The sequence below is a fragment of the Sphingomonas hominis genome, from assembly GCF_013328205.1.
GTDB lineage: Bacteria > Pseudomonadota > Alphaproteobacteria > Sphingomonadales > Sphingomonadaceae > Sphingomonas > Sphingomonas hominis.
In genome coordinates this window covers 63,127-87,615 of sequence record NZ_JABULH010000006.1, presented here as the reverse complement: position 1 = coordinate 87,615, position 24,489 = coordinate 63,127, and the positions used below count along the sequence as shown (strand labels likewise).

At 68.2% G+C, this 24,489-nt stretch carries 20 protein-coding genes; 10 read left to right on the top strand and 10 right to left on the bottom strand.

The window, feature by feature from the left end; all coding sequences use genetic code 11:
• Positions 1-217: 217 nt before the first annotated feature.
• From HRV97_RS13805 to ileS, 3 genes are read right to left on the bottom strand one after another with little or no spacing between them, the layout of a single operon-like run.
• Entirely contained in the window at positions 218-700 is a 483-nt protein-coding gene (locus tag HRV97_RS13805; RefSeq protein WP_174194865.1) for a DUF3035 domain-containing protein, read from the bottom strand.
• Entirely contained in the window at positions 693-1,217 is a 525-nt protein-coding gene (lspA, locus tag HRV97_RS13800) for a signal peptidase II (RefSeq protein WP_174194864.1), read from the bottom strand. The genes HRV97_RS13805 and lspA overlap by 8 nt, the downstream gene beginning before the upstream one ends.
• Entirely contained in the window at positions 1,214-4,171 is a 2,958-nt protein-coding gene (gene ileS / locus HRV97_RS13795; protein ID WP_174194863.1) for an isoleucine--tRNA ligase, read from the bottom strand. Before ileS ends, lspA begins: the two co-directional genes overlap by 4 nt.
• An 84-nt stretch (positions 4,172-4,255) precedes the next feature.
• On the opposite strand from ileS, the gene queF reads away from it, so the two are divergent.
• The 3 genes from queF to HRV97_RS13780 all read left to right on the top strand — a co-directional run bounded on the left by queF (position 4,256) and on the right by HRV97_RS13780 (position 8,438).
• Positions 4,256-4,708 (top strand): preQ(1) synthase, encoded by a 453-nt coding sequence (queF, locus tag HRV97_RS13790; protein WP_174194862.1) that lies wholly within the window; start codon positions 4,256-4,258, stop codon positions 4,706-4,708.
• Between the two features lie 127 nt (positions 4,709-4,835).
• Positions 4,836-7,109: a glycosyltransferase family 4 protein gene (locus tag HRV97_RS13785; protein ID WP_174194861.1), complete on the top strand. Its 2,274-nt coding sequence runs from the start codon at positions 4,836-4,838 to the stop codon at positions 7,107-7,109.
• 48 nt (positions 7,110-7,157) lie between these two features.
• Entirely contained in the window at positions 7,158-8,438 is a 1,281-nt protein-coding gene (locus tag HRV97_RS13780) for a glycoside hydrolase family 130 protein (RefSeq protein WP_174194860.1), read from the top strand.
• 111 nt (positions 8,439-8,549) lie between these two features.
• Here the strand turns inward: HRV97_RS13780 and HRV97_RS13775 are convergent, their stop codons facing one another.
• From HRV97_RS13775 to recF, 5 genes are all read right to left on the bottom strand, one after another.
• Positions 8,550-9,833 (bottom strand): MFS transporter, encoded by a 1,284-nt coding sequence (locus tag HRV97_RS13775; RefSeq protein WP_174194859.1) that lies wholly within the window; start codon positions 9,831-9,833, stop codon positions 8,550-8,552.
• A gap of 302 nt (positions 9,834-10,135) precedes the next feature.
• The gene (gene gyrB / locus HRV97_RS13770) at positions 10,136-12,661 is read right to left on the bottom strand and encodes a DNA topoisomerase (ATP-hydrolyzing) subunit B (RefSeq protein WP_425505782.1); all 2,526 of its coding nucleotides are present in this window, start codon (positions 12,659-12,661) and stop codon (positions 10,136-10,138) included.
• A gap of 213 nt (positions 12,662-12,874) precedes the next feature.
• Positions 12,875-13,636: an OmpA family protein gene (locus tag HRV97_RS13765; RefSeq protein ID WP_174194857.1), complete on the bottom strand. Its 762-nt coding sequence runs from the start codon at positions 13,634-13,636 to the stop codon at positions 12,875-12,877.
• Between the two features lie 74 nt (positions 13,637-13,710).
• Positions 13,711-14,931, bottom strand: a complete 1,221-nt coding sequence (locus HRV97_RS13760; protein ID WP_174194856.1) for an MFS transporter — start codon at positions 14,929-14,931, stop codon at positions 13,711-13,713.
• Between the two features lie 601 nt (positions 14,932-15,532).
• Positions 15,533-16,570: a DNA replication/repair protein RecF gene (gene recF / locus HRV97_RS13755; RefSeq protein WP_174194855.1), complete on the bottom strand. Its 1,038-nt coding sequence runs from the start codon at positions 16,568-16,570 to the stop codon at positions 15,533-15,535.
• A gap of 257 nt (positions 16,571-16,827) precedes the next feature.
• Here recF and HRV97_RS13750 point away from each other — a divergent pair, with 257 nt between their 5' ends.
• On the top strand, positions 16,828-17,109 hold the full coding sequence (locus HRV97_RS13750) for a DUF427 domain-containing protein (RefSeq protein WP_174194983.1): 282 nt from the start codon (positions 16,828-16,830) through the stop codon (positions 17,107-17,109).
• A gap of 265 nt (positions 17,110-17,374) precedes the next feature.
• Here HRV97_RS13750 and HRV97_RS13745 read toward each other — a convergent pair whose 3' ends face one another.
• Positions 17,375-18,172 carry a Coq4 family protein gene (locus HRV97_RS13745; RefSeq protein ID WP_174194854.1) on the bottom strand — a complete coding sequence of 266 codons (798 nt, stop codon included), beginning with the start codon at positions 18,170-18,172 and terminating at the stop codon, positions 17,375-17,377.
• Positions 18,173-18,398: 226 nt separating this feature from the next.
• Here HRV97_RS13745 and HRV97_RS13740 point away from each other — a divergent pair, with 226 nt between their 5' ends.
• Positions 18,399-18,866, top strand: coding sequence for a DUF892 family protein (locus tag HRV97_RS13740; protein ID WP_174194853.1), 468 nt, complete (start codon positions 18,399-18,401; stop codon positions 18,864-18,866).
• A 45-nt stretch (positions 18,867-18,911) separates the two neighbouring features.
• Here HRV97_RS13740 and HRV97_RS13735 read toward each other — a convergent pair whose 3' ends face one another.
• The gene (locus HRV97_RS13735) at positions 18,912-20,174 is read right to left on the bottom strand and encodes a dicarboxylate/amino acid:cation symporter (RefSeq protein ID WP_174194852.1); all 1,263 of its coding nucleotides are present in this window, start codon (positions 20,172-20,174) and stop codon (positions 18,912-18,914) included.
• Positions 20,175-20,235: 61 nt separating this feature from the next.
• Here HRV97_RS13735 and glmM point away from each other — a divergent pair, with 61 nt between their 5' ends.
• The 5 genes from glmM to HRV97_RS13710 all read left to right on the top strand — a co-directional run bounded on the left by glmM (position 20,236) and on the right by HRV97_RS13710 (position 24,480).
• Positions 20,236-21,576 carry a phosphoglucosamine mutase gene (gene glmM / locus HRV97_RS13730; RefSeq protein WP_174194851.1) on the top strand — a complete coding sequence of 447 codons (1,341 nt, stop codon included), beginning with the start codon at positions 20,236-20,238 and terminating at the stop codon, positions 21,574-21,576.
• Between the two features lie 225 nt (positions 21,577-21,801).
• A complete protein-coding gene (locus HRV97_RS13725; protein ID WP_174194850.1) occupies positions 21,802-22,071 on the top strand; it encodes a hypothetical protein in 270 nt (89 codons plus the stop codon).
• Between the two features lie 127 nt (positions 22,072-22,198).
• Complete coding sequence (locus HRV97_RS13720) at positions 22,199-22,426, top strand: DUF1272 domain-containing protein (protein WP_174194849.1); 228 nt, start codon at positions 22,199-22,201, stop codon at positions 22,424-22,426.
• Between the two features lie 192 nt (positions 22,427-22,618).
• A complete protein-coding gene (gene thiD, locus HRV97_RS13715; RefSeq protein ID WP_174194848.1) occupies positions 22,619-23,794 on the top strand; it encodes a bifunctional hydroxymethylpyrimidine kinase/phosphomethylpyrimidine kinase in 1,176 nt (391 codons plus the stop codon).
• On the top strand, positions 23,794-24,480 hold the full coding sequence (locus tag HRV97_RS13710; RefSeq protein WP_246248742.1) for a ribonuclease HII: 687 nt from the start codon (positions 23,794-23,796) through the stop codon (positions 24,478-24,480). The genes thiD and HRV97_RS13710 overlap by 1 nt, the downstream gene beginning before the upstream one ends.
• Positions 24,481-24,489: the final 9 nt, after the last annotated feature.

Below are 24,489 nucleotides of genomic sequence, written 5' to 3'. Positions count from 1 at the left end.
TCGGCGCGTAAGGCCAGCTACGGCAGCACGCCTCCCGCTGCTGGTGAAGCCGCCGTGTCACCGACGCCGCACGAGGGCGCGTGACCCCCACTCAGCGCTTTCCGTCATCCCGGCTGCCAGCCGGGCTCCCGCTTCCTCTCACCCGCTTGCCCGAGAAGCGGGACCCCGGATCAAGTCCGGGGTGACGATCGACGAAGGTAAAGGCGAGCCGCCTCGCTTACGGCTGCGGCTCGGGCGTCGGCGTTGCGGCGGGCGAGGGAGCGGTCGCCTGCGTCGCGCCCGCATTCGCACCACCTGCGACCGCGCGCGCGCCCTGACCGTCGCCCTGAGGTGCTGCGATGATGTCGCGCGTCGTCTGGCCCTTGTCGATCACGTTGGTCTGCGGATCGCCGACCGCGCTGCGGATGCCGGGCTGCGCCACGTCGCCGCCGGCCTGGTCGACGACACCGGCCTCGGCCTGGCTGCGCGGTGCGGGGGTGCCGAACAGCGCCTCCAGCGTCTGGCCCTGCGTGTTCGTGCCTTGCGTCCGCGCGGCACCCGGCTGCGGCGGGACCAGCGAGAAGTCGGGCGGGATCACCAGCGGCGCCTGGCGCGCCACCGCGAACTCGTCGGGCCGCGCGCGGTCATAACCGCTCTTGCCGCACGCCGACAGCGACGCCACCGCGGCGAGCGCCGCGCCCGTGACCACCAACTTACGCATGTACGTTCTCCGAGGAATTCTTCGAAATCTCGTCCGGCTTGTCGCGGATCAGAAGCGCGCGCACCAGCAGAATCAGCACGCCGATCGTAATCGCCGCGTCGGCGATGTTGAAGACGAGGAACGGCCGCCACTCGCCGAAGTGCAGGTCGGCGAAATCGACCACGTAGCCCAGCCGCACGCGATCGAGGATGTTGCCGATCGCGCCGCCCAGTACCAGCCCGAGCGCCAGTTGGTCACCGCGCTTGGGCTCGCGCCACATCCACACCGCCACCGCCACCGCGATCGCGCCCGTGAACGCGACCAGCAGCCAGCGCATCGTCGCCGTCTCTGCGCGCAACATGCCGAGCGACACGCCGTTGTTCTGCACGAACCGCAGGTCGAAGATCGGCAGGATGGTGCGCGACGCACCGAGGAAGTCGATGCCCAGCGGCCCGGTGACGAGCCACTTCACGAGCTGATCGATCACCAGCACGATCGCGGCGAGCGCCAGCCCGGCGCGCGGAGTCACGCGCGTCACGCCGCCACCTCGGCGACGACATTGTCGCACCGCGCGCACAGGTCACCATCCTCGTGCACCTCGGGCAGATGCCGCCAGCAACGCCCGCACTTGTGGTAATCGGTCCGCGCGACGTCGACCGTGCCGGCCTCGCTCACCTTCGCGACGATGAACACCTCGGCCAAAGCATCGGCAGGCAGCGGCGCCTCGGGCACCGTCACCTCGGCCTCCAGGCTCGATCGCACCGTCTTCTCTCGGCGCAGCGGCTCGATTGCCTCGGTAACGCGCTCGCGAAGTGCACGGACCTTGTGCCAGCGCTGCGCGATGTCCTCCGCCGCCTGCTCGGGCAGCTCGGGCCATTCGAGCAGGTGGACCGACGCCTCTGCGTCGGGGAAGCGCGCCTGCCACACCTCCTCGGCGGTGAACACCAGCACCGGGGCGGCGTAGCGCACCAGCGCATGGAACAACGTGTCGAGCACGGTCCGGTACGCGCGGCGCTTCAGATCGCCCGCCGCGTCGCAGTAGAGCGAGTCCTTGCGCACGTCGAAGAAGAACGCCGACAGATCCTCGTTGCAGAAGTCGGTCAGCGCGCGGGTGTAGCGGTTGAACTCGAACGCCTCCGCCGCGCTACGCAGTTCCAGGTCGAGCTTGTGCAGCAGGTGGAGCACGTAACGCTCCAACTCGGGCATGTCCTCAACCGCAACGCGCTCGTCCTCGCCGAACCCGTCGAGTGCGCCCAGCAGGTAGCGGAACGTGTTGCGCAGCTTGCGATACGCATCCGACGCGGTCGCCAGCACTTCCTTGCCAATCCGGATATCGTCGAAATAGTCGGTCGACACCGCCCACAAACGCAGGATGTCCGCGCCGCTCTCGCCGATGATCTTGAGCGGATCGACGACGTTGCCGAGCGACTTGGACATCTTGCGCCCCTTGCCGTCGAGCGCGAAGCCGTGCGTCAGCACCGCGTCGTACGGCGCACGCCCGCGCGTGCCGCAGCTTTCCAGCAACGACGACTGGAACCAGCCGCGATGCTGGTCCGACCCCTCAACGTACAGGTTCGCGCGCGTGCCCTCGCCATAACGCGCTTCGACCACGAAGGCGTGGGTCGAGCCTGAATCGAACCACACGTCGAGGATGTCGTTGACCGGCTCGTACTCGGCCAGATCATATCGGTCGCCGAGCAACTGCTGATGGTCAGCGGTGAACCAGGCGTCGGCGCCGCCCGCCTTGAACGCGTCGAGGATGCGCGCGTTGACCGCGGGGTCGGCGAGATACTGGCCGCTCGCGCGTTGGACGTAGAGCGCGATCGGCACGCCCCAGGCGCGCTGGCGCGAGATCACCCAGTCGGGCCGCCCCTCCACCATCGCAGTGATCCGGTTCTCGGCGCGCGCCGGCACCCACCGCGTCCGCGCGATCGCATCGAGTGCGAGGTTGCGCAGCGTGGGGGCGTTCCCCTGCTCCCTCTCCCCGTGGGGGAGAGGGTTGGGGTGAGGGGCCGAAGTCTCACCGAGCGCAGCATTGCTGGGCTGCCCCTCACCCAAACCCTCTCCCCAGAGGGGAGAGGGCTTATCAGCGATCCCCGCCGCGCGCGCCTGACCCGCAGGCACATCCATCGGGATGAACCATTGCGGGGTGGCGCGCTGGATCACCTTCGCCTTCGACCGCCACGAGTGCGGATAAGAGTGCTTGAAGTCGTCCGACGCTGCCATCAGCGCCCCCGCCTCGCGCAAATCGGCGCAGATCGGCCCCTCGGCCGACACGAACTTCTTATTGATGACGCTGCCCTGGCCACCCAGCCAGGCCCAGTCCGCGCGGTAGAAGCCCGCGCCATCGACGGCGAACACCGGCTCGATCCCGTACTGCTTGCAGAGCAAGAAGTCGTCCTCGCCGTGGTCGGGCGACATGTGGACGAGGCCCGTGCCGGCGTCGGTGGTCACGAAGTCACCCGGCAGCAACGGCCGCGGATTGGCGAAGAACCCGCCGAGGTGATGCATCGGGTGACGCGCGAGCGCGCCGGCTAGTTCCTTGCCCGTCGTCGGGCCGAGTGACTGGTAGCTCGTGAAGCCTAATCGCTTCTGAACCGCCTCTATGAGCGGCTCCGCGATGAGTAGCGTCTTGCCTTGAAAGTCGTTGACCCAAGCGTCTTCGGAAAGGTTTTTGTCGAAGTTGGGGCAAATGCGGACGTACTCAACGTCCTCCCCATAGGCCAACGCCTGGTTCACCGGGATCGTCCACGGCGTCGTGGTCCAGATCACCGCGTGCGCGCCGACCAGCTCGGGCGCGTTCGGCGCGTCGGTGATCTCGAACGCGACGTCGATCTGCGTCGACACGACGTCCTCATATTCGACCTCGGCCTCGGCGAGTGCGGTCTTCTCGACCGGGCTCCACATCACCGGCTTGGCACCACGATAAAGCTGCCCGCTCTCCGCGAACTTCAACAGCTCGCCCGCGATCGTCGCCTCGGCCGCGTACTTCATGGTGAGGTACGGGTCGGCCCAGTCGCCCATCACGCCCAGCCGCTGGAACTCGTCCGCCTGCACCGCGACCCATTTGTCGGCATAGGCGCGGCATTCGGCGCGGAACTGGTCGACCGGCACCTGGTCCTTGTCGAGCTTCTTGGCGCGATAGGCTTCCTCGACCTTCCACTCGATCGGCAAACCGTGGCAGTCCCAACCCGGCACGTAGGGCGCGTCGTATCCCATCAGCGATCGGCTGCGGACGATCACGTCCTTCAGCACCTTGTTCATCGCATGGCCCATGTGGATGTCGCCGTTGGCGTAGGGGGGGCCGTCGTGCAGGATCCAGCGTGTCCGCCCCGCGCGTGCCTCGCGCAGCCGGTCGTACAGCCCCATCTGCTGCCACCGCGCCAGGATCGCGGGCTCCTTCTGCGCGAGGCCCGCCTTCATCGGAAAGTCGGTCTTCGGCAGGAAGACGGTGTCGCGCCAGTCGCGCTTGGTGTCGGTTTGGTCGGCCATGATTGCTCGGCGCCTTAGCGCGTGGGCGCGCGCGAAACAAACCGGCAGGTGACGCGAGCGATCGCCGCTCCTATCTCGCCGCGCATGACCCTTGCCCCCACCCATCTCGGCCAGTCGGTGCCGCTTCCCACCTCGCCCGAGGAAGCCGTACTCGACTACGTCCCCAATCCCCGCCCGAACCAGACCTACCTGATCCGCTTCACCCAGCCCGAGTTCACCTCGCTCTGCCCGGTGACGAGCCAGCCAGACTTCGCGCATCTGGTGATCGACTATGTGCCTGCCGAGACGATCGTCGAGTCGAAGTCCTTGAAGCTGTTCCTCGGCTCCTTCCGCAACCACAATGCATTCCACGAGGATTGCACCGTCGGCATCGGCGAGCGGCTGTTCCGCGAGATGGGCCCGCGGTGGCTGCGTATCGGCGGTTACTGGTATCCGCGCGGCGGCATGCCGATCGACGTGTTCTGGCAATCGGGTGCCCCGCCCGAGGGGCTGTGGCTGCCCGATCAGGGCGTGCCCGGATATCGCGGGCGTGGTTGATTCATACCTGCGCCTCTAGCCATGCTGCGCTGCGGCAAGAACGCGTGCAACTAAACCTTCATCTACCCGTTGGGTAGGCAAGCGGCGGTCCGTCACGACTGCTTGCCAAGCCAGCAAAGGTAGAAGGATGAAGCAGTCGGTCGAGCCGGGCGCGGTCAAGCACATCGCCCTGATCGGGAATTTCCTGCCGCGTAAGTGCGGCATCGCCACGTTCACGACCGACACTTACGAGGCTCTGCGAAAGCGTTTTCCCGATACCCGCGTCGACGTCTACGCAATGGACGACCACCCCGGCCGCTACGACTACCCGGAGGCGGTGACCGGCGCGATCGCGCAGCATGACCGTGCCGCCTATATCTCGACCGCGCGCGCGATCGAGGCGAGCGGCGCGCAGGCGCTGTGGCTCCAGCACGAATATGGCATCTTCGGCGGCGACGCGGGTGCGCACATCCTCGAACTGCTCGATCGCACCACCGTGCCGCTGATCGTCACGCTCCACACCGTGCTGGAGAAGCCGGGCACGCAGGAGCGCGCGGTGCTCGAAGGGCTGCTGCGCCGCGCCGCCAAGGTCATCGTGATGGCCGAACGCGGTCGCGAGATCCTGCAGCGCGTCTACGGCGCCAACCCCGCCTCGATCGCGGTGATCCCGCACGGCGTGCCCGATCGCCCCTTCGTGTCGCCCGACGCGTTCAAGGCGCGCTTCGGCTGGCAGGGCAAGCGCATCATCTTCACCTTCGGCCTCTTGAGCCCCGGCAAGGGGATCGAGACGGTGATTGAGGCGATGCCCGCGGTCGTCGCGCGCCACCCCGACGCCGCCTATGTCGTGCTCGGCGCGACGCACCCCAGCCTCGTCGCGCACGAGGGCGAGGCGTACCGCGACCGCTTGAAGGCGCTCGCCGCCAGCTTGGGCGTCGACCACAATGTCGCCTTCATCGACGCCTTCGTCGATCACGACGATTTGATCGACTACCTCCAGGCCGCCGACATTTACGCGACGCCGTACCTGAACCCCGCGCAGATCACGAGCGGCACGCTCTCCTACGCGGTCGGCGTCGGCAAGGCGGTGATTTCCACGCCCTACGTTCACGCGACAGAGATCCTGGCCGACGGCCACGGCGTTCTCGTCGATTTCAAGGATGTCGCCGCCTTCGCGCGCGAGATCAACGACCTGCTCGGCAGCGAGCGCAACCTGGGCCGGCTGTCGCAGCGCGCCTATGCACGGGGGCGCACCATGATCTGGCCCGCCGTGGCGGAGAAGGCCATGAACGAAATCGCACGCAGCATTACCACGCACCCTAAACGGCTCGCCGCCGGATCGGCGGCGTCGCTCAAGGCACTGCCCGCCGACCTCGCCGCTGTCGAGCGGATGAGCGACTCTACGGGCATGCTCCAGCATTCGATCTTCTCGATCCCCGATCGCCGCCACGGCTATTGCATCGACGACAATGCGCGCGCGCTGATCCTGATGACGCAGATGGCCGATGTCGACGCGGTCACCCGCGACAAGTGGATGACGATCTACGCGTCGTTCGTGCAATACGCCTGGAACCCGGACCGTCGCCGCTTCCGCAACTTCATGAACTTCGATCGCACTTGGTGCGAGGACGTCGGGTCGGAGGATTCGAACGGTCGCACGCTCTGGGCGCTCGGCGTCACCGCGCGCGACGCGGCGGAGGCGAAGCACCGCGACTGGGCGACCGCGATGTTCGACATGACCGCGAGCCTCGCCTTCGATCTCGGCAGCCCGCGCGCGCAATCCTTCGCGATGCTCGGCGCCGCGGCGATGCTGGAGGCTTCGCCCAACCACCCGCTGGCGCTCGAAATCCTGGAGCGCTTCCCCGCGCAGCACCTCGCGCTGCTGGACGATGCGCGGCGCCCCGAATGGGGCTGGTTCGAGATCGTACTCGCCTATGACAATGCGCGCTTGCCCGAAGGGCTGATCCGCGCCGGCACCGCGCTCGGGCGGCAGGATCTGATCGATTGCGGGATCGAGACGCTGCGCTGGATCATGGCGAAGCAGACCTCGCCAGAGGGCCACTTCCGCGCAGTCGGGTCGGAGAGTTTCGGCCGCGAATATGCCGAACCCTTGCCCTACGATCAGCAGCCGCTCGAAGCGCAGGGCACCGTCGAGGCATGCGCCGCTGCGTTCGAGGCAACCGGCGACCGCCACTGGCTGGCGGAAGCGACGCGCGCGTACAACTGGTTCCTTGGCGCGAACGACCTCGACCTCCCGCTCGCCACCGCGCGTGACGGCGGTTGTTTCGACGGGCTGATGCCTGCGGGGCTGAACCGCAACCAGGGCGCGGAGAGCATCCTGGCGCTGCAATTGGCGAGTTGCGCGATTTCGGGGCTTTCAAAGCGGGCCGGAGCCGTGGCAGGGAAGGCGCGCGCCGCCGCGTAACCGGACGCGTCGCGCAACGCACAGACGATTTCGCGAGGCGTAATTCCCTTGAACCTGTTCAATCATCGGCTGCGGCTTCACGCCGATCCGTCGCGCGTCGTGGTGCGCCCGTTCCATATCGGCTGGCTCGCCAACGGCAGCGGGATCAGCCGGTCGCAGCGCTTGATCAACGAAGTGCTCGAGATGGACGCGCAGCAGGCGCGCGACCAGCTCGAGCTCGTGCTCAAGGACTTCGAGGCGCGCCACTGGCAGACGCGGCGCGTGTTCATGACGCGCTACGACGAGATCGCCGCCGCGCATGGGCTCGACGGCAGCCGGATCGACGACGAGAAGCGCCAGCTGATCGGCGCCTACTTCTGTCACGAATATAGCTACGCCGCCGCCGCGCTGATGAATCCCAGCGCGGTGCCGCACCCCGACCAGTCGGGCATGTCGCCGGGCTCGCAGCGCATCCTCATGTCCTTGCGCTCGGTGGGGGAGGGGCACATCTCCTCCGTTGCCTTCCGCGAAGGCATCATCGGCGAGGATAACGAGCTCAAACTCGCGCCCGAGCCGCCGTTCGCCACCGCCGCCGACGCGGTCGGCAGCGACGAGGAGGAAGCGCCGGTCGGTCCCGTCACCGTCTATCGCCACCGCGACAGCACGCTCTCTGGCACCGTCATCTTCCCGATCACCGACGCGCAGTCGAAGGGGCTGGAGGATTTGCGCCTCGTCCACTTCACGCACGACGACGGCCAGGTCGAATGGCTCGGCACCTACACCGCCTATAACGGCGCGACGATCCAGTCGGAGCTGCTGCGCACGCGCGACTTCCGCCAGTTCGACCTCGTGCCGATGACGGGCACCGCCGCGCGCAACAAGGGCATCGCCTTGTTCCCGCGCAAGGTCGGCGGCCGTTATCTGTCGATCGGACGGCAGGACGGCGAGAACCTTTACCTGCTCTCGACCGACGACCTGACGCACTGGGACGACGGGCAATTGATCCTCAAGCCCGAATATCCGTGGGAGTTCGTGCAGATCGGCAATTGCGGCCCGCCGATCGAGATCGACGAGGGCTGGCTGCTGCTGACCCACGGCGTCGGCGCGATGCGCAAATATTCGATCGGCGCCGCGCTGCTCGACAAGGATGACCCATCCAAGGTGATCGGCCGCACCCAGCAACCGATCCTCGCCGCCGCCGACCAGGACCGCGAAGGCTATGTCCCGAACGTCGTCTACACCTGCGGCGCGATGCGCCACGGCGACAAATTGTTCATGCCCTACGGCATCGCCGACAGCTCGGTCGGCTTCGCCTTTGTCGATATCGCGGAGCTGCTAAAGGCGATGTGACGTACCTCTCCCCGCCCTGAAGGGAGGGGCCGGGGGTGGGTAGGCCCAACAAGAACCGCTGCCTGCCTCACCCGTCATCCCGGCCCTGAGCCGGGATCGCGCTTCTTCTGCTCACGCAGCAGCGTGCCCGTCCCCCGCGGCTCCCTTCTTCGTCTCCGGCATCGCGAACAGGTACAACAGCAACCCCGCCCCCGCGATCGCCGCCAGCGTCAGGAAACTGACCGAATAGCCCGCCCGCACGATGATCGCGCCCGCCAGCGACGCGGACAGTGCCGCGCCCAGCCCCTGCGCGGTCGCCACCGCCCCCTGGCTGACGTTGAATCGCCCGGTGCCCTTGGTCAGATCGGCGATCACGATCGGAAATAGCGCGCCGAAGATGCCCGCACCGACACCATCGAGCGCTTGGACTCCCACCAGCCACCACGGATCGCTCGACAGCGTGTAGAGCACACCGCGCAGCGTCAAGAACGCGAAACCGACGAGGAAGATCGGCTTGGTCCCCCATGTGTCCGCCTTGCGCCCCGCGATCAGCGCGACCGGCACCATCACCAATTGCGCCGCGACGATGCACGCTGCGGTCAGCGACGTCGCCAAATCCTTCCCCACCGTCCGCGCGAGCTGCTGGCTGACCGACGTCAGCATCGCCGCATTGGCGAGGTGAAATGCAAAGGCGATCGCGGCAAAGGTGCGCAGCGGCTTGTTCTCCAGCAGCGTGCGCCACGCGCTCTGCGTCTCGCATTCCTCGTCGGGCTCGCAGTCGAGCCCGCGCGCGACCGCATTGTCGATGTCGCGATTGTTCAACCGCGCGGTCGCCGCGATGCTCAGCGCAGTCAGCACCGCCATCATCCAGAACACGACAACGGGACCGAACTTCCATGCCAACGCACCCGCCAGCGCCGCCGACACCGCGTTGCCGCCGTGGTTGAACGCTTCGTTGCGCCCGACGCGCTTCGCGAACAGCTTCGGTCCGACGATCCCCAGCGAAATCGCCGAGATCGCCGGCGCGAACACCGCGCCCGCCGCCGCCGCGATCGACTGCGTGATCGTCACCACGGTGAAGCCGCTCACCACCGGCAGCGACAGGCTGCTCAGCGTCACCAGCAGCGCTGCGACCATCACCACGCGCGGCTTGTTGCGGCTGCGGTCGATCAACCCGCCCGCGGGCGTCTGCGACAGCAATCCCACAATGCCCGCGATCGTCAGCACCAGCCCGACCGTCTGCTCGTTCCACCCGTGCGCCGGCCCGCGCACCGCGACCAGGTAGATCGCCAGGTACGGCCCCAGCCCGTCGCGCACGTCGGCGAGGAAGAAGTTCATCGCGTCCAGCGTGCGCCTGCTCGACGCAGGCCCGCGTTCGCGCGATCGATCAACAGGAGCGTGGGCGAGGCTGGCCATGGTTCGACTCCTCGCGCGGTCTTGCACGATCGAGCGGCTTAACGTCTGTTAGTCGACAAGGTCCCATCCGGTCGCACTTGGCAGCGAATATCTCCCGCCGTGCGCTCGTGCCGAGGCGCGGGCCGCCACATTGCGAGCACCGCCCAATGGAGTCACGAATAGGTTCGCACGCGGGGCCGAGACGAACCGGCCGCGCCGAATGCTTGATACGCGCTCAACCGCCGCATATTCGGCGATCCGTCATTCGGGTTGGTCCTCAACTCGCCGGAACAGGGAGCAGAAACACCCGCTCCCCGCCGCGCTCACACGTCTAGGTTCGCCACCGACAGCGCATTGTCCTGGATGAACTCGCGCCGTGGCTCCACCACGTCGCCCATCAGGCGCGTGAAAATGTCGTCCGCCGCGTCCGCCGCCGCGATCTCGACGCGCAGCATCGTGCGGTTGGACGGGTCGAGCGTGGTTTCCCACAATTGCTCGGCGTTCATCTCGCCCAGCCCCTTGTAGCGCTGGATCGACAGCCCGCGCCGCCCCGACAGCAGGATCGCGTCGAGCAACTGCGACGGCCGCGCAACCAGCGTCTCGCCTTTCGCGATCGTCACCGTCTCCTCGCCATTCTCGTCGGTCTGCTCCGCATCGACCGGCGCCTCGACCACCACGTCGGCCGCGCTGCGCGACGAGCGCACCAGCTTGGCCGCCTGCGCATAGGCATCGGCCTGTTCGGCGGCGAGCGTGTGGAGCTTGCGTGCCTCGGCAGACGCGATGAACGCCGCCTCGACGATGTGGTGGTCGGTCACCCCGCGCCACAGCCGCTGGAAATGGATGCCGCCTTCTTCGGTGACCTGCGCGGTCCAGGTCGCCTCAGTGTCGCCCTGGTCCAACCGCCGCGTCACCTCGGCCACCGCGGTCACCCGCGCCTCGCGCGACGCCTCGGGATCGAGCGCGCCGCCCAGCGCCAGCGTCTCGATAATCGCCGGGTCGTAGCGCCGGGGCACGTAGCGCATCAGCGTCCGCATCCGCCGCGCGTGATCGACCAGCAGCCGAAGGTCGGCGTCGAAGCGCGTGCCCCCCGCCGTCTCCAGCATCGTCGCGCCCACGCCCGCCTCGACCAGATATTCGTCCAGCGCGGCATCGTCCTTCAGATACACTTCGCTGCGCGCCTTGGTCGCTTTGTAGAGCGGCGGCTGCGCGATGTAGAGGTGACCGCCCTCGATGATCTCGGGCATTTGGCGGTAGAAAAACGTCAGCAACAGCGTGCGGATGTGCGCGCCGTCGACGTCGGCGTCGGTCATGATGACGATCTTGTGGTAGCGCAGCTTGGCGAGGTTGAAGTCGTCGCGCCCGATCCCCGTACCCATCGCCTGGATCAGCGTGCCGATCTCACGGCTGGCGAGCATCCGGTCGAAGCGCGCGCGCTCGACGTTCAGGATCTTGCCGCGGAGCGGCAGGATCGCCTGGAAATGCCGGTCGCGCCCCTGCTTGGCCGATCCGCCCGCGGAGTCACCCTCGACCAGGAACAGCTCGGACTTGGCGGGATCGCGCTCCTGGCAGTCGGCCAGCTTGCCGGGCAGGCTGGCGATGTCCATCACGCCCTTGCGCCGGGTGAGTTCGCGCGCCTTCTTCGCGGCCTCGCGTGCCGCCGCGGCATCAATCACCTTGCCGATGATCGCGCGACCGTGCGCCGGATTCTCCTCCAGCCACTCGGCGAGCTTGTCCGCCATCAGGCTTTCCAGCGGCTGGCGCACCTCGGACGACACCAATTTGTCCTTGGTCTGCGACGAGAACTTCGGGTCGGGCAGCTTGACCGAGACGATCGCGGTCAGCCCTTCGCGCATGTCGTCGCCGGTCAGCGTGACCTTCTCCTTCTTGAGAAGCCCGGTCTTGTCGGCGTAATTGTTGAGCGTGCGCGTGAGGGCGGCGCGGAAGGCGGCGATATGCGTGCCGCCGTCGCGCTGCGGGATGTTGTTGGTAAACGCCAGCACGTTCTCGTAGTAACTGTCGTTCCACTCCAGCGCGACGTCGATGCCGACGTCGTCGCGGTGGCCATTGATCGCGATCGGCTCGGGCATCAGCGCCGCCTTGTTGCGGTCGAGATACTTCACGAACGCGGCGATCCCGCCCTCGTAATAGAGCTCGACCGACTTGGGCTCTTCATGCCGCGCGTCGGTGATGAACAGCCGCACGCCCGAATTGAGGAACGCCAGCTCGCGATAGCGATGCTCAAGCTTCTCGAAATCGAACTCGGTGATCTTGAAGGTGGACGGCGAGGGCAGGAAGGTGACGCGCGTCCCCTTCTGCCCCTCGGCGGCCGGGCCGACGACCTTCAACGGCGCGACCGCATCGCCGTGCGCGAAGCGCATGTAATGCTCCTCGCCGTCGCGCCAGATCGTGAGGTCGAGGAACTCGGACAATGCGTTGACCACCGACACGCCGACGCCGTGCAGCCCGCCCGACACCTTGTACGCGTTGGTGTCGCTGGTGTTCTCGAACTTACCGCCCGCGTGCAGCTGGGTCATGATGACCTCGGCCGCCGACACGCCTTCCTCCGGGTGGATGCCGGTCGGGATGCCACGACCGTTGTCGGTCACGCTGACCGATCCGTCGGCGTTCAGCTGGATGTCGATGCGGTCGCAATGCCCGGCCAGCGCCTCGTCGATCGCATTGTCCGACACCTCGAACACCATGTGGTGCAGACCCGATCCGTCGTCGGTGTCGCCGATATACATCCCCGGCCGCTTGCGCACCGCGTCCAGGCCCTTGAGCACCTTGATCGAGGAGGCGCCATATTCGTTCGCGTTCGCGGATTCAGGGGTATCTGCCATGGTCAGCATGTAGGGATTCCGCGCCCGAAACGGAAGCGAAATGGGTATGTTGCGCCTTGCGCCCGCCAGCCGTGGCGCGGGCGTCGACCACCGTGGTTCAGTGCGTGGCAGGGGCGGGTGGTTCAACCGCAACGCAGGTCGTTCGGGGTGATACCAGCGCGTGAACCCAACCGAATGGTGGAGGCACAGTTTCCGTGCCTCCACCCGTTCCACACCCTTGGCTCAGTAGCGCGCGAACTCGCTCGCGCGCCGGCCCAGCAGCGTCACCTCGACGCGGCGGTTCTGCCGCATCCCAGCCGCAGTCGCGTTGCTCGCCACCGGATCACGCTCACCGTGCCCGACGACCGAGAAGCGCGCGCGCGTCACCCCCATCTGGTCGAACGCCGCGCGCACGCTGGCGGCACGCCGCTCCGACAGGTCCTGGTTGTGCGCATCGCTGCCGCGCGAGTCGGTGAAGCCGTCGATCGCCACGCGCACGCCCGGATTGTCGCGCAGGTAACTGGCCAGCGCGCGCAGCTTGTCCACCGCGCCGGGGCGCAAACGATCGCTGTCGGTCGCGAACAGCACGTCCTCCTGCAACGTCAGCGTCGCGCCGCGCGGCGTTTGGCGGAACCCGTAATCGCGCATCGCGCGCCGGTCCCAGCCGCCGCCGGGCACCACGCGCGTCTCCTCGATCACGGTGACCCGCTCGGCCGCGGGCCAGGCATAGCGCGCGCGGTTCGGACCCGCCACGCGCAGAAACGCCTCGTTCGCCGCCTGCGCCTCGCGCGGCTGGACGCGCCCGTCGCGATTGAGGTCGAAGTTCCGCATCACGAACGCCTGCCCGCGCGGGCTGCGGCGCAACTCGGGCACCAGCAAACGGACGCCCGCGCCGATCAGGCGATAGTCGCCCGGGCGATAGTCCCAGCGTCCCTGCGCCAACGCCGGCGACGCGGTGGTGGTCAGCGTCGCGAGGCCGGCGGCTAAGATGGTCCAATGTTTCACGCGTTCACTCCTGCAAACCCCCGCAGGCGAACGCGTATGTCGGCGCTTGGTTTAACCTGCGTTGGACGCGATCGTCAGTCGCCGTTCATGCCGTTCGCGCCATCGCGGTCACGCAGCGACAGGAAGCACCCGCCCGCGCCCAGCAGCGCCACCGCGCCCGCGATCAACGCCGCGTCATAATCACCGAACATGTCGTGCAGCCGACCGAACCCGATGATCCCGATCGCGGTGCCGACCAGCGTCAGCGGCATCGCGCTGCCATAGATCTCGCCGTAAGCGCGTAACCCGAACAACCGCGCGGCCAGATAAGGCAACAGGTCGTTCTCCGCCCCGTTCATCAATCCCGCCAGGAACACCAGCGCCAGCACGGCCGCGACGTGCGACGATCCCCAGGCGAGCCCCAGGAAGGCCAGCGCGGAGACGAGCGCGAATGCCGCCGCCGCGGGTTGCGGCCGGTACCGGTCGATCAGCGCCCCGATCAGCAACCGTCCCGCGATCGCGCTGACCCCGAAACTCGTCAACAGCACCGCCGCTTCCGCGCTATCCAGCCCCAGTTCGAGCCCCAGCGGCACGATCTGCGTGACCAGACCGGTGGTCGCCAGATTGACCAGCATCGCCGCCGCCACCACGCGCCAGAAACGCGGATCGCGCCGTGCCTCCGCCGCGGTCATGCCCTCGACAACCGACGGCGATTGCCCGCGCACGGTGGGATCAGGCGGCGTGCCGTCGTCGGCGATCGTCGGCTTGGCCAGCGTCGAACTCGGCCGGATCACCAGCAGAATGAACGGCAGCGCCGCCGCGCTCGCCAGCGCGAGGGCAACGAAGCCGCGCCGCCATCCCCCATGCTGGATCACCCAGCCGAGCGCCGGCGCCACCACGATCGTCGCCACCGCCAATCCCGAGGTCGCGATCGCCAGCGCGGTGCCGCGATGCTGGCGAAACCGCAGCGCGATCATCTTGCCGTACACCAGGCTGCTCGTCCCCGGCACCGCCAGCACCAGCAGCAGCACGCACGCCTGATAATGCCAGATCGCGCCGCCGACGTTCGCCAGCAGCAGATAGCCTGCCGCCAGCACCGCCGACGACGCGACGATCACCGGCCGCACGCCCACGCGGTCCGCAACGCGCCCGACCAGCGGCGCGATCAGTGCGCCGATCAGCGCGAGGCCGGCGGCGGTCGAGATCTGCCCGCGCGTCCAACCGAACTCTGCTTCCAGCCCCGGCGTGAACAGGCTCGACAGATTCTGGTACAATCCCGGCCCGAACCCCGCGCCCAGGATCGCGGCGACGACCACCCGCCACCCGCCGCGCCACTCGGAGCCGGCGCCGGATGCATCACGCGGGGCACGGGGCAGGTCAGCGCCGATGACGAGCCGGTCCCGCTATCGGCCGCGAACGCGCGATGACCGCGCCGAGCGGGCGAAGCGTCCTGTCGTTCATGCGCGCTTGTCCTCGATCATCCCGGCGAGGCTAGACCCGCCACCGCCCTCGTCAACGCCTAACCGGCCGTCCCCGCAACCGTTCCGTCCCGCGCATCCGCCGCCGGGCTCCGACAGGGCGAACCGCACGCTCGTCGAACGATGCGGTGGACGCCTCCCGAAAGCTTGAAGCCCAACCATCCATCGCAACGGCATTCTTGCTGCCCATTACTTCCGCGACGACCAACCTGCTCCCCTCCCTGCAAGGGAGGGGCTGGGAGTGGGTAGAGGGTTCGTGCAGCGCTCGCACCAACGCTGAACCGCGTTCTTGAGACTAAGCCGTCGTGCGTCGCGGCCTATTTCTAAATCGGTGAGGCGAGGCGGACAGGCCGGCACGAACACTTACTTGCCTCCTCGCACCAAACCGCTCAGCCATGCCACACGCACCCCAACCCGTCCGGCAGCCGCGTAGCGCACCTCACAACTCGACGTGCATCGCCCCATCCGCCGCGTCGAACAGCGCGCGCTCGGTCCCCGTCATCCACACCTGCCCGCGTCCCGCCAGCCGCGCGAACAGCGCGCCGCGCCGCGCAGGGTCGAGGTGCGCCGCCACTTCGTCGAGCAGCAGCACCGGCGGGCTGCCGCGCCGCTCCGCGACCAGCTCGCCGTGTGCCAGCACCATGCCGAGCAGCAACGCCTTCTGCTCGCCGGTCGAGGCGAGCGCGGCCGGCGCGCCCTTGTCGACGTGCGTGACGACCAGATCGACGCGGTGCGGGCCGACCAGCGCGCGGCCCGCAGCGGCGTCGCGCGCGCGGCCCTGGCGCAAGGCCGCGGCGAAGGATGCCGGCTCGTCGGACCACCCGTCCAGCGCAATCGACGCGCGCGGGAAATCGACCGCGCTCGCACCCGCCAACCGTTCTTCCAGCGCCGCGACCGTGGTCCGCCGCGCGGCGTCCAATGCGACACCGTGGCGCACCATCTGCGCTTCCAACGCGTCCAGCCACACCGGCTCCGCCGCCTCCTCGGCCAGCAACCGGTTGCGGTCGCGCATCGCGCGTTCGTAGCGCTGCGTCTCGCTCGCGTGGCCGGGCAGCAGCGCCAGCGTCAACCGGTCGAGAAAGCGCCGCCGCTCGCCTGCCGGCTCGACGAACAGCCGGTCCATCGCCGGGGTCAGCCACAGGATCGACAATCGCTCCGCCAGCGCGCCCGCGCTCGCGTTCGCACCGCTGACGCGCACCACGCGCCGCTCGGGCGCAGCCGCCAGCGTGCCCGTCGCAACCTCGACCCCGTCGTCCAGCGTCGCCGCGACCCCGAACCCGCCCGGTCCATCATGGCGCGCCATCTGCGACAGGCTCGCGCGGCGAAGCCCGCGCCCCGGCGCCAACAGCGACACCGCTTCCAACACGTTGGTCTTGCCCGCGCCATTGTGCCCGGTGAGCACCACGAAGCCTTGGTCAGGCGCCAGTGCCAAGTCCGCATGATTGCGAAAGTCGGTGAGCACCAGCCGCGACAGCATCGCGCCCGGCGATAGCGCGCTTTGCCGCCACCCGACAACCGCCTCTTCCGGCTAGGTCGGCGGCGACGCGCCCGCGCGCCGATGCAGCAGCCGAGTTGCCGGGCGAGGGGGACGACCATTCGTGTCGCACTCGATCAGACCAGCGTCCATCCAGTGTCGCGCGAAGCGGGATCGGGAAACGAACGTCGGGCGAGCGGTGATGAACTTGACGCACGTAATGCGGATGCCGACCTGCCCGTCATTCAGAGAGGTGCATGATGGTTGAGGCAAAATGGAACGGTTCGCGCATCGCCAGCAGCGACGACACGGTGGTGGTCGAGGGTAATCACTACTTCCCGCTCGAGAGCGTCGACGCATCGCTGCTCCGTCCAAGCGATACGACCAGCGTCTGTCCGTGGAAGGGCACGGCGCATTATTACAGCCTGCACGTCGACGGCGCGGTCAACACCGACGCGGCCTGGTATTATTCCGACCCCAAGAAGGAAGCGGAGGCGATCCGCGGTCGCGTCGCCTTCTGGAAGGGCGTGGCCGTCGGCTGAGGTCCGCTTCTCAGGTCACGCGACAGTGTCCGACGGCATCGCGCGGACGAAGCTGCGGAAGTCATGCAGGCCGGAGCAATAAGCTAAACCGCCGCGATCGGATGGCCGCAATCGGGCTACCCACATCGCCGCAAAGCCGCGCCGCACGCACGCACGGCGTGACGCCGTCGCGCGCGCGACCGACCGTTGTCCTTGGAAGGGTACGGCCTCCCGCGACAATCGAGCGCGAGCGCCGCCCGGCGTGCCACCCCTCCGCAACCCAGCGTTACGCCGCCAGCCGCTCCGGCTCCGCCGCGCCCGCGCGCTCCTTTTGCGCGCTCAGGTACGACGCCATCGCCGGCCCCAGTTCGCGTTGCGCGCGGCGGTACGCCACCGGTTCCTTGATGTTCAGCCGCCGCCGCGCTTCGTCGATCGGCTCGTGCAGCAGCTCCAGGTAATCCTCGCCCGAGATCCACTTCGCCGCACGGCCGTGGCGATAACCCTCGATCACGGCTTTGGCGAACGCGGTACCCTTGGTCACGCTCAGGCTCTTGAGCGATGCCGCGCCTGCGATGAACGCCCAGCCGAGCCCGCCGACCTGCGCGAAACTGAACGCGACCAGCGCCGCCTCGCCCAAACTCTCGTCCGCCTGATAACCGGTCAGCACGTGCCAGATGTCGTGCGTGTCGCGGATGCGCCGCCCCATCCACGCATAAGGGTGAACCATGTCGTCCTCGTCGGGCGCGAGCTTGCTCACCGCGACCAGCCCGTCGGCCGAATAGCCCGTGGTCTCCAGGAAATGCCGGTACGCGGCACCGACCGTGCCGGGTGCGAAGCTGGCGACGAACGCCGGATCGGTGAAACGCTCGGCCAGTTCGACATGGTCCTGCGCAATCCGCCCGCCGCGCTCGGTCGCGATCAGCCGCGCGTAATTCTGCGGCGCGTTGCCGACGTTCAGCGCGCGCATGATGCGGAACACCTGCTGCGTGTCGTCGCCGTTGTTCATCAACTTCTTAATCGCGTCGAGCGCGGTGCGCCAGTCGCGCTTGCCGTCGGTGCCCGGAAAGGGAGGAAGGATAGCCACGTGATCGACTCCTTACTGACACGATTGTCAGTAAGGAGTCGCAGGCAATCGGTCAAGCGGGCGCTCTCACTGCCCCACCGACCTGACCGAGATCAGCGACACGCGCGCAACAACCGCCACCGCGCCCGCTTCGTCGCACCGTTCGCCTGCGCCTGGGAACCAGCCCGCCGCCGGCGAGCTACCCGCCACGTGCACCGGGCCACTCCGCCCGCATGGAGCATCGATCATGGCTGACAATCTCAAGGCGCTCGTGTCGCAAGGACTAGCGGCGATGAAGGCGGGCAGTGACGTTGCCGCGCGCGCCACCGACGAGATCGCCCAGGACGCGACGCACCCCGATCTGAAGGCTGCGCTGGACGAGGGCAATCGCACGTCCAGAGAGTGGGCCGACCGGATCGACCGCGCGCTGCAACAGGCCGGCGGCGACCAGCAGGACAATCCGATCCTGGAAGCGCATTACGCGGTCAGCCGCCGTAGACGGCAGCAGGCGACAGACGAGCAGTCGCGCGACCTGGGTATCATCGCCAGCGGACAGCTCGCGCTGCATTACTGGATCGCCGCGTTCGGCACGATGGCGAGCTACACCCGCACGCTCGGGCTCGACGACGTGGCGCAGGACATGAAATCGTCCGCCGACGAGGCGAAACAGGCCGACGAGCAACACACCAAGCTCGCCGAACAACTGCTCGGCTAAGCGGGCGGTCGGGGCGCTTCCATATTGGCACCCCGGCGCCCGCCATCAGGCGGGCAGCTCAACCAGCCCGTCGTCCTCCACCTCCGGTTCCGCCCCGCGTCCCAAGAGCGCGGTGGTGGCGACGTCCATCGTCACGTTGCCCACGGTGCGGATGATGTCGGGGATCGTCTCGACCGCCACTAGCAATCCCAGCGGCGCGACCGGCGCACCCAGGGTCGCCGCCACCGGCGCGATCGCGCTGACGTAGCTGACCGTGCCCGGCAGGCTGACCGATCCGAGCGACGTCAGCGTCGCCACCACCGTCGCGGTCGCGAGCGTGCCCGCGGTCAACTCGACCCCGAACCAGCGCGCGACATAGATGGCCACCGCCAGGTTCATCGCCGGCCCCGTCGCGCGGAACACCGCCACCGCCAGCGGCAGCGTCACCCCGCCGACGCGCACCGGCACGCCCAGCGCGCGCGTCCCCTCCAGCATCGCCGGCAGCGAGGCGAGCGAGGATTGCGTGCTGATCGCCACCACCTGCGCCGGCAACGCGGCCTTGACGAAGCGCCCAAGCGACAAGCGCGCGCCCAGCAGCGCCAGCGGATAAGCGAACGACGACACCACCAGCCCGACCGCGATCACCGTCAGCACGTAATGCACCAGCGCGCCGAACGCGCCCGTGCCAGCGCGCGCGCCGACCACCAAAGCGAGCGCGAACACGCCCACCGGCGCGATCCACAGCACCCAGTCGATCACCACCAGCATCGTGTCGCGCAGCGCGGTGAAGAACTTGGTCAGCAGTACCCGCAACTCGGGCTCGATCCGCCCCAGCGCGAACGCGAACACCAACGTGAAGATGATCAGCGACAGAAACGCATTGTCGCCCGCCGCCTTGACGACGTTCGACGGCACCACGCCTGCCAGGAACTCGCCCAGCGGCGGCACCTCCGGGATCGCCTGCGCGCCCGACAGCGCCCCGCGCAGCGCCGCCGCCGACTCCGCCGGCAATGGCACCAGTTGGAGGAACAATGGCGTCAGCAGCGCCGCCGCCGCCGCCGAACAGAACAGCAAGCCGACGTAGAGCGCAATCGCGCGCGCCGCCAGCCGCCCCGCCTTGGCGGCCTCCGCGGTTGCCGCCACGCCCGTCACCAGCAGCGACACGACCAGCGGCACGATCGTCATCTGCAACCCGTGCAGCCAGGCCGAACCGATCGGCTCCGCCACGCTCGCCACCTGCGGCACCGCGCCCGGCGCATAGGCCGCCAGCGCGATCCCGGCCGACAGCCCAACGACGAGCGAGAGTAATATTCGGGTCGCCTGCGACATTATCGCCCTTTTCACCGCACCTGGTTATGAGCCGTAAAGCGCGAAGCGGATGGAAGGCGTCATGGCAAGAAAGTATTTCGGCACCGACGGTATACGCGGGCTTACCAACGCGGGCGCGATGACCGCGCAGATGGCGATGCGCGTCGGCATGGCGGCGGGCCGCCACTTCGCGCGCGGCGACCACCGTCACCGCGTCGTGATCGGCAAGGACACGCGCCTGTCGGGCTATATGATCGAGAGCGCGCTGCAGGCGGGCTTCACCAGCGTCGGCATGGACGTCACCCTGGTGGGCCCGATGCCCACCCCCGCGGTCGCGATGCTCACCGCGTCGATGCGCGCCGACATGGGCGTGATGATCTCCGCCAGCCACAACCCCTTCGCCGACAACGGCATTAAGCTGTTCGGCCCCGACGGGTTCAAGCTGTCCGACGAGGACGAGGAAGCGATCGAGGCGCTGATCGACGGTGACGACGTGCCGCTCGCCCCCGCGGCGCAGATCGGCCGCGCCAAGCGGATCGAGGACGCGCGCGGCCGCTACATCCACTTCGCCAAGACGACCTTTCCCGCCGATCTGCGCCTCGACGGGATGCGCGTGGTGATCGATTGCGCCAACGGTGCGGCCTACAACGTCGCGCCCGAGGCATTGTGGGAGCTGGGCGCAGAGGTGATCGCGATCGGCGATGCGCCGAACGGCCTCAACATCAACGACAAGATCGGCTCGACCCACCCCCAGCCGCTCTCGGCCAAGGTGCTCGAAACCCGCGCCGACATCGGCATCGCGCTCGACGGCGACGCCGACCGGCTGATCGTGGTCGACGAGCGCGGTCGCGTGGTCGACGGCGACCAGCTGATGGCAACGATCGCGGAGGGCTGGGCACGCGCCGGCCGGCTGAAGGGCGGCGGCCTCGTCGCCACCGTCATGTCGAACCTTGGCTTAGAGCGCCACCTCGCCGCGCAAGGCCTCGGCCTGGTGCGCACCAAGGTCGGCGACCGCCACGTGCTCGAGAAGATGCGCAGCGCCGGCTACAACGTCGGCGGCGAGCAGTCTGGGCACATCATCCTGTCCGACTATGCCACCACCGGCGACGGCCTCGTCGCCGCGCTGCAAGTCTTGGCCGAGGTCAAGCGCGCCGGCCAGCCCGCCAGCCAGGTGCTCCACCGCTTCGACGCCGTCCCGCAACTCTTGAAGAACGTCCGCTTCGCCGGCGGCAAGCCCTTGGAGACCGAGGCCGTCCAAGCCGAGATCGCCCGCGCCGAAGCCGCCCTGAACGGCACCGGCCGCCTCGTCATCCGCCCCTCGGGCACCGAACCTGTGATCCGGGTGATGGCCGAAGCCGACGACCGCGCGCAGGTCGAACAGATCGTCGACGCGATCTGCGACGCGGTCAGGCGCGCGGGGTAAGGGCGCATCGACGTGGCCGACACCAACGTGCAATAGCAATGTCTGCTTTCGCCCAATTGCCGACATTCAGCGGTCGGCTATGTTCGAGTGATGCTACAATCGCTCCTATCAATCGCCTCCGTTGCTATTCTGCTGTCCGCCTGCAGCGTCTCAAACAAGACAGCATGCGTGAGCAAGGAGCGAGCTTGGCCGCTCGGCTCATATCTCACAAGAGGGATCGACCCGGTGCAGACGAACATCCTTGTTACTCAAGATGGTCTTATCAGCTTCAATAAGGCAATCGTCAGCCAGGCCGATTTGAAGAAGTATGTTCAGATCAACGAATCACTAATTCCTGCCCCGCCGATCATCTTGAGCCATAACCCGCAGGCTCCATGCCAACCGCTTGAGGCTGTTCGCAGGATATTGGATAAAACACAGATGTGTCAGGAGGGCAGATGTGGTGAACAGAGAGCATGGGAGCGCATCTACGGGCCTCTACGCTCAATGGAATGATTGCTCTTACTACAACGCGTCGGTCCGCACGTCCGCTTTCCACCACAATGCGACATTGGCCTCAACGATCGAGGGGTTGCCTCACTCGCCACTTCCCCCCGCACCCCCGCGTCGCTATCTCGTCGCCATGCTCGAGATGCGCCCCGATTGCGAACGCTGCGGCGTTGATCTGCCCGCCGACGAGGGCGGCGCGTTTATCTGTTCGCTGGAGAACACCTTCTGCGCCGATTGCGCCGACGCGCTCGATGAGCGCTGCTCCGATTGCGGCGGCGAGCTGCTCGATCGCCCCGCGCGCGTCGACGATGCGCTGGCGCGGCACCCTGCCTCGACCACCCGCCACCACCGTCCGCATTGATGGCGGGAGCTGCTGCTTCGCCCCCGCCTTGCTACCGGCCCGCTCATGCCTGCGACGACTGTCCTACCCACGCCCACGCTGGCATGATGCCGCGATGACCCCTCTCGCCCCTACGCGCGCCCGCGCTACGCCGACCCGTGCTCAAGTGGAAAACATGCGTTTGAACCTCCACTTCCTCCACTTCGTCCCAGAATGACACAGATCATCCCACGCATTCTCATCGTCGCCGGCTCTGACTCCGGTGGGGGTGCGGGCATCCAGGCCGACATTAAGACGGTGACGATGCTCGGCGGCCACGCGATGACCGCCGTCACCGCGCTCACCGCGCAGAACACGCTGGGGGTACAGGGCGTCCACCCCGTTCCGCCCGCCTTCGTGGTGCAGCAGATGACGTGCGTCGCCGCTGACATCGGTGTCGACGCGGTCAAGATCGGGATGCTCGGCGGTGCAGCGGTCGCGCACGCGGTCACCGACGAACTCGCCTCGGGCCGCTACGGCGACCGCATCGTGCTGGACCCCGTCATGGTCGCGACCAGCGGCGCGGTGCTGGCTGACGACGCCACGATCCTGGCGATGCAGCGTCTCGCTCGCCTCGCCACCTTGGTGACGCCCAACCTGCCCGAGTTCCGCGTGCTGTGCGGTCGGCTCGACCTGTCCGACGACGCGGTCGAGGCTGCGGCGATCGACTATGCCGCGCAAGCGGGCACGCATTTGCTGGTCAAGGGCGGCCACGCCGCCGGCGACATCGTGGTCGATCGCCTGATCGCCCCCGACGGCCAGGTCACCCGCTGGTCCGCGCCGCGCATCGACACGGCCCATTCCCACGGCACCGGCTGCACGCTGGCGAGCGCGATTGCCGAGGGGCTGGGTCGCGGGCTGTCGCTGGTCGACGCGATCCAGCGCGCGCGCCTGTTCGTCCGCCTCGCCCTGCGCGAAGCGCCGGGGCTGGGCGCAGGCCACGGACCGATGGGGCACGCGCAGGTCCGCGACGTGCCGGGCGCCCGCGCGACGCTCAACCAGGTGACGCTGCCCGCGACCGACCATGCCGCGAGCGTTGCCTTCTACCGCGCGCTCGGCCTCACGCCGATCGTCGACAGCGGTGGCCGCTACGCCCGCTTCGAAACCGCCGGCGGCACCACCTTGTCGGTCGAGGCAGCGGGCGAGATCGACGGCCGCGCAATCGTCTATCTCGAGGTCGCCGATGTCAACGCCGCGGTCACCGCCGCGCGCGCCGCCGGGATCGCGGTCGCTGACGCGCTCGACCAGCCGTGGGGTTGGCGCGAGGCCGCGCTCACCGATCCCGCCGGCAACGCGCTGCGCCTCTACACCACGGGCGAGCAGCGCCGCTTTCCGCCGTGGCGGCTCTGATGCCCCGCGCCAAGCCCGCTCTCCGCCACGAAAAGCTGTGCCTGCCGCCGGTCGCGGGCGTCGACGAGGCGGGCAGGGGACCGCTCGCCGGACCCGTCGTCGCCGCCGCGGTTATCCTTCCAGCCAAGGGGTGCCCGCGCGGCATCGACGATTCAAAGAAACTGTCGGCGTGTGAGCGCCAGCGCCTCCACGATCGCCTGCTCGCCTGCGCGGTGGTCGGCATCGGGATCGTCGAGGCGGACGAGATCGACCGGTTGAACATCTACTGGGCCACCATGAAGGCGATGACGCTCGCGGTCGACCGGCTCGCCGCACAACTCGGCCACGCGCCCGGCCACGTGCTGGTCGACGGCAACCGCCTGCCGCGCTGGGTCTATGCCGCGACCCCGATCGTGGGCGGCGACGCGGTCAGCCGCTCGATCGCCGCCGCCTCGATCGTTGCCAAGCACACCCGCGACCGCATCATGATCGCGCATGCCGAAGCGTACCCGCATTATGGCTGGCACGCGAACAAGGGCTATGGCGCGCCCGAGCATTTGCGTGCCCTGCGCGAACACGGCCCTGCGCCGATTCACCGCCGCAGCTTCGCTCCCGTCGCGCAGGCCGAGCTGCCGTTCGCATTTGCCGCCTCGGGTGAGTCTTCCGTGCCACACCACAATGCGTTGAGTCCGCTGCCGCCGGCTTGACTCAACATC